The following is a 15,996-nucleotide window of genomic DNA, read 5'->3' as shown; positions in this document are numbered from 1 at the left end:
AAGAATAATCGAAGTAAACAGAAATCTTATGATAGTTCTGAGACTGACACTAGGTCCAAAACTAAGGTAAAAGCTTTACTAACAAAAAGATATCGGAGTACAAAAATCATTAAAAGTGCTCAATTAGCAGATAAACAGACACCCGATTCTGCTATAAATACTTCAATATCCATAGTTCCGCGCGATAAGCATCCTATTTCGCGAAGAGACATCAGTGACAATGCACTGAAAGTGCTTTATCGTCTAAATAATGCTGGCTATGAAGCCTATCTGGTCGGTGGTAGCGTCAGAGATTTACTATTAGGTAAAAAACCTAAAGACTTCGACGTTACTACAAATGCAACACCTGAACAAATTCGCAAATTATTTCGTAATTGTCGTCTAGTCGGACGCCGTTTTCGTTTAGCGCATATCATGTTTGGTTATGAAATCATCGAAGTTGCTACTTTTCGTGGTTCTCATGAACAAACTGATACTAATAATAAGGATATGGCTCACCAGGCACAAAGTGGTATGTTACTGCGAGATAATATTTTTGGTAACATTGAAGACGATGCCATTCGACGCGACTTTACCATCAATAGCCTATATTACCGAATTAACGATTTTACCCTACGCGATTATGTTGGTGGATTTGAGGATCTAAAAAATGGCACTATTCGCCTAATAGGTGATCCAAAAATCCGTTATCGAGAAGATCCCGTTAGGATGCTACGCGCTATTCGGTTTGCCTGCAAACTGAATATGCAAATTGATGTTGAAACTGCCAAACCTATTCCACAACTGGCATTTTTATTAAAAGACATTCCATCAGCACGTCTATTTGAAGAGTCGCTCAAATTACTTCAAACTGGTCAAGGTTATCAAACCTATCAACAATTAAGGCGTTATAGTCTCTTTCAATCATTGTTTCCGTTAGTTGAACGACACTTCACCGCCAATGATGATTCACCGATGGAACTTATCATTAATCAGGTGCTGCAAGATACTGATTATCGAATAAAAAATAATAAACGCGTTAATCCTGCATTCTTATTTGCTACCATGTTATGGTATCCACTGGTAGAACATGCCGAAAGGCTTTCTCAGGAAAGTGGCTTACCCTATTACGAAGCCTTTGCGATCGCAATGAATGATATCCTCGATGAACAATGCCGTTCTATCGCTATCCCTAAACGGCTTACTTCAACAATGCGCGATATCTGGCAGCTACAATTGCGACTACCACGGCGCCAAGGGAAAAAAGCAGATAAGCTACTTGAACATCCAAAATTTCGCGCAGCGTTTGATCTCCTGGAGCTACGCGCCAACGTAGAACAACGACGTGAATTAGAAGAACTGGCTCATTGGTGGGCTGAGTTTCAACAAGCCAATAATAACCTACAGCATGAAATGATCTCAGAGCTAGGAAGTATCCCGACTCATCGTCGTAACTGGACACGTCGTCGAAATCACACGTCGTCGAAATCACACCAATCGTAAACCAATAAAAAACAACAGAGTTAATTAAATATGCAACGTGTTTATATCGCCATTGGCAGCAATCTAGATGACCCCTTACAACAAGTACAAAGTGCCATTAGAGAATTGCAGCAATTACCAAATACCAAACCAATTGCCGTTTCTTCTTTCTATCGCTCTAAACCGATGGGGCCACAAGATCAGCCTGACTATCTCAATGCCGTTATCGCGTTAGATACTGAGTTATTGCCCGAAACCCTACTTAAACATACTCAATCGATTGAATTAATGCATGCTAGAGTGCGTAAAGCCGATCGTTGGGGGCCAAGAACCCTCGATTTAGATATTATGTTATATGGCCAACAGGTTATTCAGACAACGCATTTAACTATCCCTCATTATGGCCTTAAAGAACGAGAATTTGTGCTTTATCCCTTAGCAGAAATTGCCCCTCAGCTACGCTTTCCGGATGGTGAATTACTCAGTGATAGATTGCAGCAGGTTGCTAAAAATGAACTGACTTTATGGTAATTTAGCCAATGATTCAATTGGCTATGGGCAAGCTATATATCGATCGTAATATTTAATAACAAAATTTCATTAATAATGAAATTGTTACCGTAAATTAAACACTGCATAACTTAAAAAATAAACTTCCATTTTAAAATTGAACACGATTAGTAACCGTAGGTAATAAAACATTAGTTGTGTACAACTAATATTGTCAGAAAAAATAAATAGGTAACTAAAATGAGATTTAAATGAAAAATTTTCAAAAAAAAATGATTATTATCTGGTAACAGCAAAGGTATTAATGGTTGCCATTATACTATGCCGTTATTAAAAAAGAGTTGGAGTTAACTTATGTTGGTGTAACAATTTTAAATACTCACCAGCTGATAATAAAAAAATTAACAGCATAAAATAAAAAACAGATAGTTTTTAAAATAAAACCAATAATCGACGTTTATAAACGTTTTACAGTTAAAAAATTAAATTCAAATTATAATAAAAAACAAATTACTATGGAAATAGATAAGCTACTATCTGTTTCGACACCTTAAAATTAAACTAAATTTTTTATTATTTTTATTTACCCCTGCCACACGACTCACCATCATAAACTTTTACCATTATCTATAAAACTAACCAACATTATCAGAAAAAACAAAAACCATGACAGCAACATAAAGATAATGCAGCGGAAGCGCTAAAAAATAGCGCAATTCCTTATATATTTATCGCACTGTGCACTAGTAATTACGTTCTTAATCCTCGTCCTTTTTCAATTAAGTACCAAGTTATGGCATATAAGATAACAATGAAAATCACTAACACCGATAAGGTAATAGATAATTCAACATCGCTAATGCCAAGAAATCCATAACGTAACCCGCTGATCATATAGACAATCGGATTAAGCTTAGATACCATTTGCCAAAATTCAGGCAAAAGTGACAAAGAATAAAAAACACCACCTAAATACGTTAATGGTGTTAAGACAAAGGTAGGAATAATACTAATATCATCGAATGTTTTGGCAAATATCGCGTTCACCAATCCAGCTAATGAGAATAAAATTGCTGTCATTAATACAGTAATAATTACCACCCATAATGAATAAATATGTAATGGGACAAAAAAGAGCGAAACCAGAGTGACAAAAAGACCAACCAATACCGCTCTAGCAACCCCTCCGCCAACAAAACCAATTATCACAATATGGGTAGGAACTGGTGCAACCAGCAATTCTTCAATGCTTTTTTGGAATTTTGCACCAAAAAAAGAAGAGCAAACATTAGCATAAGCGTTAGTGATCACCGACATCATAATCAAACCAGGAACAATAAACTGCATGTAATTCACGCCATCCATATTACCAATTCTTGAACCAATTAAACTACCAAAAATAATAAAATAGAGTGACATAGTGATCACTGGTGGTAGTAAAGTTTGTACCCAAATACGCGCAAAACGTGTTATTTCTTTGATCCAGATAGTTTTCATCGCCACCCAGTAGAGCTGAGTCATCTATTTTCCCCTTGCTTTATCGATAGTGGATGCTGTTTATTCATTAAACCAACAAATAATTCCTCCAAACGATTTACCTTATTACGCATACTGGTTATCTGTATTCCTTGCTTAGAAAATTGGCTAAATAAACCATTCAGGCCTTGATCTCGAAATACATCGACTTCTAGTGTTGAAGTATCCACCAGCCTGAATTTATAACCATCTAATGTAGGAATAGGACTCTTTGGCGCCAAATCAAAAATAAACGTCTCTGACTCCAACTGATTGAGTAGTTTTTTCATACTGGTATTCTCAATCAATTCTCCATATTGAATAATACCAATATTACGACATAACATTTCTGCTTCTTCCAGATAATGGGTCGTTAAAATAATGGTGGTGCCTTGCGCATTTAAAGTCTTTAAAAAACTCCACATTGAACGGCGCAGCTCAATATCGACCCCTGCGGTTGGCTCATCCAAAATTAATAACTTTGGTTGATGCATTAATGCGCGAGCAATCATTAAACGCCGTTTCATGCCACCGGAGAGATCTCGCGCAGGCTCATTACGTTTATTCCACAAAGCCAGTTGAGAAAGATACATTTCTGCCCGAGACAAGGCTAAGGAACGCTGAACCCCATAATAACCGGCTTGATTCAGCACTATCTGTAATACCGTTTCAAACGGATTAAAATTAAACTCTTGTGGCACTAATCCCAATTGACGCTTAACATTCACCACGTCTTTATCGAGATCATAACCAAACACTCTCACTTTACCGCTCGTTTTATTGACTAACGAACTGATAATACCAATTGTCGTTGACTTACCCGCACCATTAGGTCCTAATAAGGCATAAAAATCACCTACCTCAACCTGTAAATCAATGCCGGTTAATGCTTTCACACCACCAGGATAGGTTTTTGTAAGCTGAAGCAGTTCTAAAGCATAAGTCATAAAAAACCTTTCTTATCTATTTTTATTCCATACATGATAATAAATCACACCATTAGCAATCTTTTTCAATTAAACTATAACTAACAGCTAGTAAATATTAAAAAATAAATTGATCTTGTATATGATTATTATCGCAGTTAAACATAACTAATCCACGTGAATTATGATGAAAAAAATTAAACAACTGTTTGAAAACAATCTACAGTGGTCAGAATCGGTAACCAAAGAAAATCCCTCTTTTTTTAAAGAATTAGCAAAATTTCAAAATCCACATTTTCTGTGGATAGGCTGCTCTGACAGCCGGGTTCCGGCCGAAAAATTAATTAAAGCAGCACCAGGCGATCTATTTGTCCATCGCAATGTCGCTAATTTGGTGATACATACTGATTTAAATTGCCTATCTGTTATCCAATATGCTGTTGACGTACTAAAGGTTGAACACATTATCATTTGTGGTCACTATGGTTGTGGTGGTATTGAAGCTGCAATTGATAATACTGAACAGGGCCTAATTAATAACTGGCTACTGCATGTGCGTGATATCTTGTTTAAACATAGCTCAATTTTAGGTGAACTGGCTCCGCAAGAACGGGCAAATCGTTTATGTGAACTCAATGTCATCGAGCAAGTTTATAATCTTGGTCATTCAACAATAATACAATCTGCCTGGCGACGCAGCCAAAACGTCATCATTCATGGCTGGGTCTATGGTATAAATAATGGCAGACTCAATGATCTTGATGTGACCGCTAATAGCCGTGAACAACTTGAACTCACTTATCGACAAGCTATTGCTAAATTAAACCAGCAAAAATAAACACCGCAAAAAATCGAACGTTAGTTCGATTTTTTCAGCCAATAAATAACACTACTGTTTAATCGTCTAGTAAAATAACATGCCCGATATAGGGTAAATGTCGATATTGCTGCGCATAGTCGATACCATAACCAACAACAAATTCATCTTGAATAGCATAACCAGTCCATTCAACAGGAACCTCTACTTCACGTCGAGAAGGTTTGTCTAATAACGTACAAATAGCGACAGATTTAGGACCACGTAATTCTAAAATTTCACGGACTTTTTTGAGTGTATTACCCGAATCAATAATATCCTCAACAATCAGAACATGCTTGCCGCGAATATCTTCATCCAGATCCTTAATAATTTTCACATCGCGAGTTGAAGTCATTCCATTGCCATAACTTGATACCGTCATAAAATCGACTTCATGCGGGATATCAATTTTACGACATAAATCAGCCATAAAAATAAAAGAGCCTTTCAAAAGACCAACCAACACCAACTCATCTTGCAATGGTTTATAATGTTTAACAATCTCTTTTGCCATCTCATCAATACGTTGTTTAACATCCGCTTCTGAGATCATGACTTCTACAATTTGTTTCATAACTTTAGGCATTCATGGAAGTAAAAACCGTAGATTCTAACATAAGGACAATAAAGACGCGATAAAATGCCCTCACTCAATATTGATTAACAACATAAATAAAATAGTTAATATCTTAGCTAACCGAGAAACTGACCATCATGCCGGTATCTTCATGCTCTAACAAATGACAATGTGCCATATAAGGATGTGCTTGGGTTGCTACATGATCAAATTTTACTAGCACCTCACTGATATCGCCATCAACTCGTACAGTATCTTTCCACCCTTGTCGGTGAGGAGCCACTGCTTGACCATTCTCGCTAAGGATCCGAAATTGGGTTCCATGAATATGAAAAGGATGTAACATCATGTCACCACGACCAGAAATGAGCCAGCGTTCATATTGACCTTTAACAACATTAAATGCCAATTCATGCATTGAAAAAGGTCGGCCATTAATACTGTTGGCATGCTGAAAATCGAAGGGTTGATTCATGACTTTGCCTTTCTGATGACTATTATGCATAGGATGATCGCCGTTGCTATTCATCATATTGTGATGGCCATGCATATTCATACCCGCCAAAGCCTGCTCACCATACTGTTTTCTAAGCGCCATCATCCCTTGCATATCTAAACGGGCATCCATCATTAAATGCAATTGACGCTGTTTAATACCAGCCAAATCAGGCAATGAGGCAATAGAAGCTAAGCTATCAGGTAAAAAAGTGGCTCTCGCGTTCAATCCGGGCTCAATATGCAATAAGGCCAGCGGTTGATCAAAAGGTGCGAGTGTCATAGCCATTTGTTTGACTGGCAATGTAACAATATCAAACGCTTTACCATTTGAGGCATCTATCAATACCTCAAAGCGTTCGGCACTTATCATCGGTAATTGATCGACTGCAACAGGTTCATTTAACAATCCACCATCACTAGCAATAACATACATTTTACGTCCATCACTAGTTGCCAAATTTAAACTTCTGGCATTACAACCATTAAGAAAACGTAAACGTAACCAACCCTTAGGGGCTGAATGTCTAGGTAATACAACGCCATTAGTCAACATAGTGTTACCAAACCAGCCAACAGCGGCACTCATTACATCAAGCTGATAATCTATCTGCCCTGCGCTATTTAAACGTTTATCCTGCAAAATGACCGGAATATCGTCAATGCCCCATTGATTTGGCAATTTGAGTGATTGGCTGTTCTCATCCTCAATTAATACTAAACCCGCCAACCCCATGGCAACTTTATAACCCGTTTTGCCATGAGGATGCGGATGAAACCAACAAGTTGCCTCAGGCTGGTTAACCATAAAATTAACCCTCCTCACCGCATTTGGTTTAATTATTGAATGAGGGCCACCATCAACCTCGCCGGGGATCTTTAGTCCGTGCCAATGCAATGCGGTAGCCTCGGATAACTGATTATCAATATCAATAGTGACACGCTGGCCTGATTTAAGCTTAATAGCTGGTCCTAATAACGATCCATTATAACCCCATGTTAGCGCTGATTTTGCTGGTAAAAATTGCGTTTTACCTTGCGTAACCCGGATCTTAATTTTGCCATGATTATCAGGCCATAATAATGGTGGAATAGGTAAAGAAGGATATTGAGTTGCAGATAATGCAGCGCGACTCCAGGTTGGTAATAAGCTTACTGAACCGATTGCCGCTGCCAGTTTCATAAAATCCCGACGCAACATAGCTTGCTCCTTTATTATTAGACCCTAATAAGATAAGGTATAGAAGTGAAATGGTAGAAAATAGATAATTTCACTAAAATATAGAGGTTCCACTTACTGGAAGGTCAAGCCAATATTTTTATCTACTATGACAATATATTTATCTAGTTTTGCTAAAAAAAGTATACTTAATAGTGCTATAACTATTAATAGAATAAATTGATATTTAAATTATACAAATAACTGAATGCGTAAAATTATTTTTATTTCACATATAACTCTGCTTTTTTGGTTTGCTTTTTCAACCAAAGCATTTTCCCTATCAATCAATGAAACAGAAAATCTAGCTGATTTAACAGCTGTTTATATATTTTTAAAGCATGATTGTGGTTACTCACAAATTCCTGATCGTGAAATTGAAAGAGCAATCTTCTATTTTGCCCAGAGTAATCATTGGGATATAAGTAATTACGACAAAAGTGCCATGGCAAAATTAAATGAAGAGCGTTATGATGACTTAAAAAAAATCCCTATCCCTCGTAAAAAGAAATGCCGGGTGCTTGCCAATGACGCTTTAGCACTATTTGCCTATGTAAAATAAATACTTTCTTTCGTCCATTTAGATAAGAAATTTCTAGCTGACCATTGAAACGAAACAAATTATTAGCTGCGCTTTTTTAACTCTGTTAGAAAGGAAAAGACAAGTATGTCAAAAAAAGAAATTTGGCTCGAAACACTCCACCAAAATGTAGGTCAATATTTTACTATCGATAATATACTGTACCATAATAAAACAGCTCACCAAAATCTGATTATTTTTGAGAATGCTGAGATGGGGCGGATTATGGCTCTTGATGGCGTAGTACAAACAACTGAACGGGATGAATTTATATATCACGAAATGATGACTCATGTCCCTCTATTTGCCCATGGCTGCGCTAAAAAAGTACTAATAATTGGCGGTGGTGATGGAGGAATGTTACGTGAAGTATGTCGCCATCAATATTTAGAAAACATTACTATGGTTGAAATTGATGCGGGTGTAGTGGAATTTTGTCGCCAATATCTACCCAATCATAATGCAGGTGCTTATAACGATCCGCGTTTTAAATTGGTCATTGATGATGGCGTCAATTTCGTTAAGACAACCCAGCAAAAATTTGACCTTATTATTTCTGATTGCACCGATCCTATCGGACCAGGAGAAGGGCTATTTACCTCAGATTTTTACCAAGGATGTGTCAACTGCCTGAATGAAAATGGCATTTTAGTTGCGCAAAATGGTGTTTGTTTCTTGCAACAAGATGAAGTAATTAATAGTCATCAAAAACTATCTAATTACTTTAATGATTGCAGCTTTTATCAAGCCGCTATACCGTCTTACTATGGCGGCATGATGACCTTTGCCTGGGCAAGTCAAACAACAAAATTACGTCAAATACCCTTGCAAATATTGGAAAACCGTTTTAAAAAAGCAGAAATTATTTGTCGCTATTATACACCAGCACTGCATCTTGCCAGCTTCGCTTTACCACAGTACTTACTGGATTTACTCGCTAAAAAAGTTTAGTTTTACTCAATAGGAGGTGAAATAAATTGCAAAAATTGAAATTACATGGCTTTAACAATTTAACTAAAAGCCTAAGTTTCTGTATATATGATATCTGTTATGCCAAAACAGCAGCAGATCGCCATAGTTATTTGGCTTATATTGATGAACAATATAATGCAACACGCCTGACTGAAATCCTTACCGAAACCTGCTCTATCATTGACGCCAATATCTTGAATATTGCCCGACAAGATTATGAGCCTCAAGGTGCCAGCGTTACCATTTTGATCAGTGAAAATTCAACCAATCCCAAAGATGTAGACAACACCGAAAATCCGGGGCCATTACCCGATTCTATTGTTGCTCATCTGGATAAAAGTCATATTTGTGTTCACACTTACCCAGAAAGCCATCCAGAGGATGGTATATGCACTTTTAGAGCGGATATCGAAGTTTCCACTTGTGGCGTAATTTCGCCATTAAAAACTCTTAACTATCTTATCCATCAACTTGAATCAGATATTGTTACTATTGATTATCGTGTTCGTGGTTTTACGCGCGATGTTAATGGCATCAAACTCTATATTGATCACGAAATCAATTCCATCCAAAATTATATGCCAGAAGAATTTCAGTCTCAGTACCATATGATAGATGTTAACCTCTATCAGGAAAATCTTTTCCATACTAAAATGATGCTAAAAAACTTTGAGCTTAATCTGAATAACTATTTGTTTAATACAACCGCAGAACAGCTGGCTGTTGAGGAAAAAAAACAGATTACTTATCTGTTGAAAAAAGAGATGCAAGAGATTTATTACGGCCGTAATTTGCCAGAATTATAATTTATAACGATTAGTGGATCGAAAGTAGATTCTTATCCACTAATCATACGACTCCATTCAGTGTTGATATCAATTTTTTACTTTAGCAACTTATGGCACACTAAATGAATATTACTGGCTAACAAACAGACCTATTGGCTTTTTTCATTATCTTTTATGGCTTGATTATAAATCGCTGTTGCTATCCATTGGTTAATTTTTATTACCTCCGCATTGTCCATATTCCAGATATCTTTCATTACCAAAAAGACTTCAGAACCATAAATAAGGGAAAACGATCTCTTCACTTTCTCAATAATTTCAGGGGAAAAATCATCCTTCATAGGTTCAACAATCATCGCCAAAATATCTTTCCGATGTCCCCGAACTAAACGTTTTTCTACTTTTACTGTTGATGAGCGAGCTGCCGCCCATTGCTGCAAAGATACTTGTAATGCTGCCCTAAGCGCCCCTTCATATTGAAACATCCTCGGATAGGCAAATAACAATAATTCTTGGATCCGTTCTTCAGTTTTTTGGCTATCAGGCAACCAAGTTAAAATAGGCCCCAAGCTTTCACTCACAATGGCGGAAACTAGATCACTGTGAGTTGGAAAATAACGATAAGCTGTCGCTCTCGAAACATCAGCATGCGAGGCAACTTCAGAAACAGAAGGCAATTTTCCATCTTCAAACAAGCTCAATGCGGTAGAAATTAATCGGTTAAAAGTTCGTTTCCTGGTGCCAGTATATTGTGAAGTAAAATCAATTGACGTCATAAAATTTATCCTTTATTACTAACCAAAATGGATTTAAACGTCACCTTTACGATAACTTTTATAATTAGAATTTACTGCATAAAAAAACAATATAATGCTAAAGAGTTAAAAATAAATTGAGACTAATATCTCAATTTATAAAAAGCATAAATGATCGCTTACTTTTTTTGCGCCTATAATACTCCCATCCAAGTCAGCAAACAATCAAGGATTTATGATGAAGGAACAGCAAAGCTATATCTACATTGCCGCAACACTCGATACCAAGGCAATCGAAACTTATTATGTTAGTCAACTTATAAAAAAAACTGGCTTAGCGGTACGTATTATTGATTTAAGTACTAATCCTAACAATTTGAATAATAAAACGGATATTAGTGCTGAAACTATTGCCAGCTATCATCCTTTAGGAAGAGAAGCTATCTTTAGCCAAGATAGAGGAAAAGCTATCGCAGCTATGGCAATCGCATTTGAGAAATATCTCTCACAACAAAAAGATGTTTTAGCTATTCTTGGATTAGGTGGTTCAGGTGGAACAGCACTTATTACACCCGCAATGCAGTCTCTTGCCATCGGTATTCCAAAGTTAATGCTCTCGACGATGGCATCTGGTGATGTTTCAGGCTATATCGGTGCCAGTGATATCTCCATAATGTACTCAGTTACAGATATTTCTGGCCTGAATACTATCTCCCGTAAAATTTTAAAAAATGCCGCTGCGCAAATCGCAGGTGCGGTACTTTTTAATTCTGCTGATGAAGATGAAAACAAAAATAAACCAACTCTGGCGCTAACTATGTTTGGGGTAACAACACCCTGTGTCCAACAGTTAACCCAAAAATTAGATAACCATTATGATTGTTTAGTGTTTCATGCTACCGGAAGTGGTGGCAAAGCAATGGAAAAACTAGTTGATAGCCAATTATTGGATTGCGTGCTTGATATAACAACCACGGAAGTTTGTGATTACCTTTTTGACGGCATACTTGCCTGTGATGAAGATCGCTTTGGTGCCATCATGCGTACCAAAACACCCTGTATCATCTCTTGCGGTGCATTAGATATGGTTAACTTTGGTCGTCCAACCTCCATCCCTGACAAATATAAAGATCGTCATTTTTATCATCATAATAGCCAAGTTACATTAATGCGCACCACAGCCGAGGAAAATTATCAGATGGGAGTCTGGATTGCGCATAAGCTGAATCAATGTCAAGGCGATGTTACTTTTATCATTCCAACCGGGGGATTTTCCGCCTTAGATATTGAAGATGGCGTTTTTTGGTCACCACAAGCCAACCAAGCCTTCATTGATGCGTTTAAATCAAACTACCAAACCACAGCTAACAGAAAACTGATAATCACTCCTTATCATATCAATTCAGCAGAATTTGGTCATCAAGTGATAGAATTGCACCAAGAACTAATGAATTAATTTGGAGTTATGAAAATGAAACAAACACGCGCATCATTATTAGCAAAATTCCAAATGATGATCTCACATGGTCAACCAATTATCGGTGGCGGTGCCGGCACAGGTTTATCAGCAAGATGTGAAGAAAAAGGAGGGATTGATCTGATTGTGATTTATAATTCTGGCCGCTATCGCATGGCTGGTAGAGGTTCATTGGCGGGTTTACTTGCTTATGGTAACGCCAACGATATTGTTATGGAAATGGCAAAAGAAGTTTTACCCGTGGTTAAAAATACTCCGGTATTAGCGGGTGTTAATGGTACCGACCCATTTTGCCAATTCGATACCTATCTTGACTCTTTAAAAATAATGGGATTTGCCGGTATACAAAATTTTCCTACTGTTGGTTTGATCGATGGTAATTTCCGAGCTAACCTTGAAGAAACAGGCATGGGATATGCGTTAGAAGTTGATGTGATCCGTCAAGCCCATAAAAAAGATTTATTAACAACGCCTTACGTTTTTAGTGCCATCGATGCGAAAAACATGACAGAAGCTGGTGCTGATATTATCGTCACGCATATGGGATTAACAACAGGTGGTGATATTGGTGCCAAAACAACTCACACGTTAGAGGATTGCGTAAAACTGATTAACGATTGGGCGGCAGCGGCAAAGTCTGTTCGTAAAGATATTATTGTACTTTGCCATGGCGGTCCTATTGCGACACCTGAAGATGCAAAATATATTTTACAAAATTGCCCTGATTGCCACGGTTTTTATGGAGCAAGTTCTATGGAACGTTTACCGGCAGAAACTGCCATTACTGAAACTACAAAAATATTTAAAACGATAAAACGAAAATAATTTTTAATCCATTTTAGGTTGTAAAATCAACCAAACTTTTGATCGCTAACGCCAGGAGCCTGTGGTATTTACCACAGGCTTATTTTTATTAATTATTATTTAATTAATACCCAGCCTATAAAATGAACTCTTGCAACAAATTAATGATTGTTAATAATAAGTTACTATAGATTTGTTAATATTAATATCATCACTTAATTTGTTAATGCAAAACAACAAATTATAAAATAAAGAAAATTCTTAAGCATTCTATTTAATCTAACTAATAAAATTTAAATAAAAAAGACCGATATATAATAAATAGTTAATCATCTATCATACAAAAATAAAATGTGTAAAATATTTAACTGTTTTTTGTCTATTTTGCCAAAAATCTTCTTGTATATTTAAAAAGGTGCATAATGCATTCATCTGATGTTACCAATCGTTCACTTTACTCGCTAAGTTGGCCCATTTTTATTGATGTTTTGCTACATTTTGCGACATTACTTATCAATACTTATATGGTTAGTCACGTCTCCACCGCTTATCTAGCCGCAATGGGAGTAGGCAACCAAGTTTTTGATCTTTTTATCACCATATTTAACTTTATCAGTGTAGGATGCAGCGTTGTTATCGCCCAATATTTAGGGGCAGGTAAAAAAGAAAAGGCTAGTCATGCCATTCATATCTCTATTGCTTTTAATTTCCTATTAGGCTTTATCAGTGCCGCCATTATTCTACTCTTTGGCTATAAGATACTTGGTATCATGAATACACCAGCACATTTGCTGGATTATGGTTACGCTTATTTACATATTCTTGGTTTATGCTTAATACCAGAAGCAATTTCAATCATATTAGCGGCTTGCTTGCGTGTTTATGGCAAATCACAACCGGCAATGTGGGTAACATTTATTGCCAATCTGATCACCATCCTCGGTAATATGATCGTTTTATATGGTTTTTTTGGTTTACCACAATATGGCTTAACTGGCGTTGCCTGGTCTACAGCGATCGGTCGTATAGTCGCTATAATATTACTTTTCTTCTTATTATTCAGTGGGCTAAGGATCAAATTTGTACCCTCTTTGCTGTTACACTGGTCAAAAAATACGTTGAATAAAATATTACATATCGGACTTCCTTCTGCAGGCGAAAATTTAGTCTGGATCTTACACTATATGGTTGCTTCTGCTTTCATCGGTTTAATGGGAGAAACCTCTCTTGCTGCTCAAACCCTCTATTTCCAACTTTCACTATTTATTATGCTATTTGGTATTTCTCTTAGTATTGGTAATGAAATCATGGTGGGTCATTTAGTCGGTGCCAAGCGTTTTGAAGATGCATACCAACGAGGTTTGAAAAGCTTAAAATGGGGATTTTTTATTACCATTGGTATTGTATTTTGCTTCTGGTTATTTCGTATACCTCTATTGGATGCAATTACTGAAGATCACAATATTATAAAGTTATTACTTCCGCTGTTCTTGCTTTCTGTTTTTCTCGAGCCTGGCAGAACACTAAATATTGTCATGGTGAATGCCTTACGTGCTGCTGGCGATGCCCGCTTTCCCTTTTGCACCGCACTTATTTCTATGTGGGGTATTGCGCTGCCAATCAGCTATTTTTTAGGTTTAAAAATGGAAATGGGATTATTAGGAATATGGCTTGGATTTCTATGTGATGAATGGCTACGAGGTTTAACCAATGCCTGGCGTTGGCACTCTAAGCGTTGGCAAACCAAACGGCTCGATATCTAATATTATTGCTACCTTTGTTGTCTTTAAGTAACGAAGGTAGCCCAAAATAACTGATCAATTAACGCGTTCGGTTAATAATGCAAATTGTTGCCGAATTTCCTCTTCAGGTAAATGTAAACCAATAAAAACCATTACCCCTTGACGCGCCTCGCCATTTTGCCACTCACGATCCCAATCAGCACTATATAAACGCTGAACTCCTTGAAATATTAATCGGCAGGGCTGATGTTTAATCGCCAATATTCCTTTATAACGTAAGAGATTATCAACATGGCGACATAATAACTTCTCCATCACTTTTGATAGTTCCGACAATTCAACTAATTGATCAAGATAGACAACGATTGATTGAATGGCATTTTGGGTGCTGGACATAAAACGAAAAATAGGCTTTGAAATAGTTAACTTATCGTTAAGCATAAATCCATTTATGTTAAATAATGACTGTATCGCCATATCACCATGGGTGACTTGATAAATAGGTGCTCGGGCATTAATACGCTGTAAACGGGCTATTAATGCGGTATTATTTGCTTGAATATCGGTTTTAGTTAGCAAGATACAATCCGCATAACCAATCTGCACTTGAGCAATAATAAATTGATTTAGCTGTTTCTCAGCATGTACCGCATCCACAACCGCAATAATGCCATCTAACAAAAAACGTTGGCATAAAACTTTATGTGAAAAGAAAGTTTGCGTAATAGGGCCAGGATCAGCCATTCCAGTACACTCAATAATCAGGCGATCAAAAGCTAATTGCTTGTTATCTATAGCATTAAGTAAATCTAATAGCGTATTTTCCAATTCATTCGAACGATTACAACAAATACAACCATTGCTTAAAGTTGTTATCTGAGTGGCATTATCACCGATAAGCTCACTATCAATCGACTCTGCTCCAAATTCATTTTCAATAACTGCAATTTTATAACCATGTTCTGCATTGAGAATATGACGAAGCAATGTTGTTTTGCCTGCTCCCAGAAAGCCGGTCAATATTGTTACTGATATTGATGTCATGCTAAGCCTCAGTTATCACATCCATTGAATAATGGCTAGCAACAGCGAAAACCGCCGTTATCACTACTAGCATAGCGCGCTGCCTGACGTTGGCGAAAAAATTCTTCATAACTCATGATAGATTGCTCAGGATGAGTATTACGCATATGCTGAACATAATTATCATAGTCAGGAATACCGATTAGCATAAGTGCCGCCTGCCCCAAATATTTACCTACTTGTCCAAGATTATTAAACATATTTATTACCTCAAAAATACCCCACCTAAGCTT

The 15,996-nt window shown here is 36.9% G+C and carries 16 protein-coding genes; 9 read left to right on the top strand and 7 right to left on the bottom strand.

What is annotated here, in order from left to right:
- Nucleotides 1-153: 153 nt before the first annotated feature.
- A complete protein-coding gene (gene pcnB / locus WH390_RS00715) occupies nt 154-1,482 on the top strand; it encodes a polynucleotide adenylyltransferase PcnB (protein WP_406850714.1) in 1,329 nt (442 codons plus the stop codon).
- A gap of 30 nt (nt 1,483-1,512) precedes the next feature.
- Complete coding sequence (folK, locus tag WH390_RS00710) at nt 1,513-1,992, top strand: 2-amino-4-hydroxy-6-hydroxymethyldihydropteridine diphosphokinase (RefSeq protein WP_032116624.1); 480 nt, start codon at nt 1,513-1,515, stop codon at nt 1,990-1,992.
- A 729-nt stretch (nt 1,993-2,721) separates the two neighbouring features.
- On the opposite strand, the gene WH390_RS00705 is transcribed toward folK, so the two are convergent.
- Both WH390_RS00705 and WH390_RS00700 read right to left on the bottom strand, forming a co-directional pair.
- Nucleotides 2,722-3,492, bottom strand: a complete 771-nt coding sequence (locus tag WH390_RS00705; RefSeq protein ID WP_032116623.1) for an ABC transporter permease — start codon at nt 3,490-3,492, stop codon at nt 2,722-2,724.
- Entirely contained in the window at nt 3,489-4,433 is a 945-nt protein-coding gene (locus WH390_RS00700) for an ABC transporter ATP-binding protein (protein WP_032116622.1), read from the bottom strand. The genes WH390_RS00705 and WH390_RS00700 overlap by 4 nt, the downstream gene beginning before the upstream one ends.
- Nucleotides 4,434-4,596: 163 nt before the next feature.
- Between WH390_RS00700 and can the strand changes: the two genes are divergently transcribed.
- On the top strand, nt 4,597-5,250 hold the full coding sequence (gene can / locus WH390_RS00695; protein ID WP_032116621.1) for a carbonate dehydratase: 654 nt from the start codon (nt 4,597-4,599) through the stop codon (nt 5,248-5,250).
- A 58-nt stretch (nt 5,251-5,308) separates the two neighbouring features.
- Here can and hpt read toward each other — a convergent pair whose 3' ends face one another.
- Nucleotides 5,309-5,845, bottom strand: coding sequence for a hypoxanthine phosphoribosyltransferase (gene hpt, locus WH390_RS00690; protein WP_032116698.1), 537 nt, complete (start codon nt 5,843-5,845; stop codon nt 5,309-5,311).
- Between the two features lie 115 nt (nt 5,846-5,960).
- Entirely contained in the window at nt 5,961-7,544 is a 1,584-nt protein-coding gene (gene cueO, locus WH390_RS00685) for a multicopper oxidase CueO (protein ID WP_032116620.1), read from the bottom strand.
- 226 nt (nt 7,545-7,770) lie between these two features.
- Between cueO and WH390_RS00680 the strand changes: the two genes are divergently transcribed.
- From WH390_RS00680 to speD, 3 genes are all read left to right on the top strand, one after another.
- Nucleotides 7,771-8,124: a YacC family pilotin-like protein gene (locus tag WH390_RS00680; protein WP_032116619.1), complete on the top strand. Its 354-nt coding sequence runs from the start codon at nt 7,771-7,773 to the stop codon at nt 8,122-8,124.
- 105 nt (nt 8,125-8,229) lie between these two features.
- Nucleotides 8,230-9,093, top strand: coding sequence for a polyamine aminopropyltransferase (gene speE, locus WH390_RS00675; RefSeq protein ID WP_032116618.1), 864 nt, complete (start codon nt 8,230-8,232; stop codon nt 9,091-9,093).
- Between the two features lie 26 nt (nt 9,094-9,119).
- Nucleotides 9,120-9,920, top strand: a complete 801-nt coding sequence (speD, locus tag WH390_RS00670; protein WP_032116617.1) for an adenosylmethionine decarboxylase — start codon at nt 9,120-9,122, stop codon at nt 9,918-9,920.
- Nucleotides 9,921-10,051: 131 nt separating this feature from the next.
- Here the strand turns inward: speD and WH390_RS00665 are convergent, their stop codons facing one another.
- Nucleotides 10,052-10,678, bottom strand: coding sequence for a TetR/AcrR family transcriptional regulator (locus WH390_RS00665; RefSeq protein ID WP_032116616.1), 627 nt, complete (start codon nt 10,676-10,678; stop codon nt 10,052-10,054).
- A gap of 217 nt (nt 10,679-10,895) precedes the next feature.
- On the opposite strand from WH390_RS00665, the gene WH390_RS00660 reads away from it, so the two are divergent.
- The 3 genes from WH390_RS00660 (at nt 10,896) to WH390_RS00650 (ending at nt 14,701) form a co-directional block, all read left to right on the top strand.
- Entirely contained in the window at nt 10,896-12,113 is a 1,218-nt protein-coding gene (locus WH390_RS00660; RefSeq protein WP_032116615.1) for a Tm-1-like ATP-binding domain-containing protein, read from the top strand.
- A 15-nt stretch (nt 12,114-12,128) separates the two neighbouring features.
- Nucleotides 12,129-12,959 carry a phosphoenolpyruvate hydrolase family protein gene (locus WH390_RS00655; RefSeq protein WP_032116614.1) on the top strand — a complete coding sequence of 277 codons (831 nt, stop codon included), beginning with the start codon at nt 12,129-12,131 and terminating at the stop codon, nt 12,957-12,959.
- A gap of 401 nt (nt 12,960-13,360) precedes the next feature.
- Nucleotides 13,361-14,701: an MATE family efflux transporter gene (locus WH390_RS00650; protein ID WP_032116613.1), complete on the top strand. Its 1,341-nt coding sequence runs from the start codon at nt 13,361-13,363 to the stop codon at nt 14,699-14,701.
- Between the two features lie 54 nt (nt 14,702-14,755).
- Here WH390_RS00650 and yjiA read toward each other — a convergent pair whose 3' ends face one another.
- Both yjiA and WH390_RS00640 read right to left on the bottom strand, forming a co-directional pair.
- Nucleotides 14,756-15,724 carry a GTPase gene (yjiA, locus tag WH390_RS00645; RefSeq protein ID WP_032116612.1) on the bottom strand — a complete coding sequence of 323 codons (969 nt, stop codon included), beginning with the start codon at nt 15,722-15,724 and terminating at the stop codon, nt 14,756-14,758.
- 35 nt (nt 15,725-15,759) lie between these two features.
- Nucleotides 15,760-15,963 (bottom strand): YbdD/YjiX family protein, encoded by a 204-nt coding sequence (locus tag WH390_RS00640; RefSeq protein WP_032116611.1) that lies wholly within the window; start codon nt 15,961-15,963, stop codon nt 15,760-15,762.
- Nucleotides 15,964-15,996: the final 33 nt, after the last annotated feature.

The organism is Candidatus Arsenophonus nilaparvatae (assembly GCF_045346035.1).
GTDB lineage: Bacteria > Pseudomonadota > Gammaproteobacteria > Enterobacterales > Enterobacteriaceae > Arsenophonus > Arsenophonus nilaparvatae.
This window is presented reverse-complemented; position numbering and strand designations above follow the sequence as displayed.